The organism is Citreicoccus inhibens, from assembly GCF_019039035.1.
Taxonomy (GTDB): domain Bacteria; phylum Myxococcota; class Myxococcia; order Myxococcales; family Myxococcaceae; genus Citreicoccus; species Citreicoccus inhibens.
Genome location: NZ_JAHNZT010000113.1, coordinates 1 through 1,455 on the forward strand (window position 1 = coordinate 1; position 1,455 = coordinate 1,455).

General features: G+C 70.0%; 1 protein-coding gene. It reads right to left on the reverse strand.

The genetic code is table 11. The features are described from left to right. A partial coding sequence (locus tag KRR26_RS36475) for a DEAD/DEAH box helicase (RefSeq protein WP_407931768.1) occupies window positions 1-1,256 on the reverse strand: 1,256 nt, incomplete at its 3' end. Window positions 1,257-1,455: the final 199 nt, after the last annotated feature.

Consider the following 1,455-nt stretch of genomic DNA (forward strand, 5'->3'; position numbering starts at 1 on the left):
CGTGAGCGGCTGGGGAACGCCAGGAAGACACGGGAGAGGCGAGGCAAATCCAGCCCCTCGTCGGCGAGGCTGGTGGCCACCAGGACGGACACGCGTCCTTGGCGAGCCTTGTCCAGGAGGGCCTTGCGCTCCTCGCGAGGCACCTCACTCGTCAACGCCGCAGCTGACAACCCACAGGCCGTAAGCCGCTGCGCCAGCAACTTGCAGTGCTCCACCCGCCCCGACAGCACGAGGCACACGTGGCCCGCCCAGGCCTCGCGAGCGACGGCGCCGATGATGAGCTCGTTGCGAGCCCTGTCCTCTGCCAGCGCCTCCAGCATGGGCGCGTAGTCCGCGGCGCGGCCGTAGGGGTAGTCGAACTCCGTCTCCACGACTCGCACCTCCGGCACCACCAGCACGCCGCGCGCGACGAGGTCCTCGTGCGTCACAATCGCCAGAGGCGCCCCCAGGTACAGGCGCAGCAGGGGCGTCAGCCCGTCCTCCCGCTCGGGTGTCGCCGTCAGGCCCAGCCGGTAGCGCGCAGGGCAACGGTCGACAAGGCGGTAGAAAGCACTGGCTGCAATGTGGTGGGCCTCGTCGAGGACGAGTAGGCCGAAGCGGCCCAGCAAGGCGTCGAGCTTCGCCTCGTCCCAGCGCGCGAGGGACTGGACGACGGCCACGGTGACTGGCTTCACGTCCTCCGCCCCAGCGCCAATGAAGCCGGCCTCCAGCCCCAAGCGCTCGCGGACGTGCTCTCTCCACTGGTCCGCCAAATCCAAGGTGTGGACGAGGATGAGTGTCGGCGTGCGCAGACGGGCGATGGCCCCTACTGCGAGCAGCGACTTCCCCGCACCACAGGGCAGCACCGCCGTCCCCTGCGCGGCCTGCACTAGGCGCTCCACGGCCGCGGCCTGGTAATCGCGCAAGGACACCGCCGGCAACTTCGGCAGGCCCTTGGGTGGAAGCACCCGCGCGTCCTCGAAGGACAGCGTCACACCCGCCTCGTCCGCAGCCCGGCGCACGAGGTGAATGGCCCCACGCGGCAGCACCAGCTCGCGCCCCTCCTGGCGGAAGAAGTAGAGCGTCTCCGGCTCACTGCCCGGCCGCTTTCCCAGGCGCAGCAGCTTCCGGTACGCGGGGTTGGGGAGGGAGAGCGCATGGCAGAGGCGCTCCAGCATCATTGGCGGCACCTCGCCCACAGCCAGACGAAGCCCGGCGTCCACGCGCACGCGCAGCGTCCGCGTCGCCAGGGCCGTACCCGTATGGAGCGCGGGCACTGCGCCGACGCTGGAGTCCTGGGCACAAGAGACAACACGTCCCCCGTCCCCGTGCATTGCGGAGAAGTCTTCAACCATTCTTGTGTCCTCGAAGAGGCGCGCAGAGGGCTCGTAGCGAGCCCTCCACGCACGGGGCTACGGCAACCAGTTCAGCGGTGCAGGCTCACGGCCCGAAGGGGTCCACGTCCGCGGCAGTCTC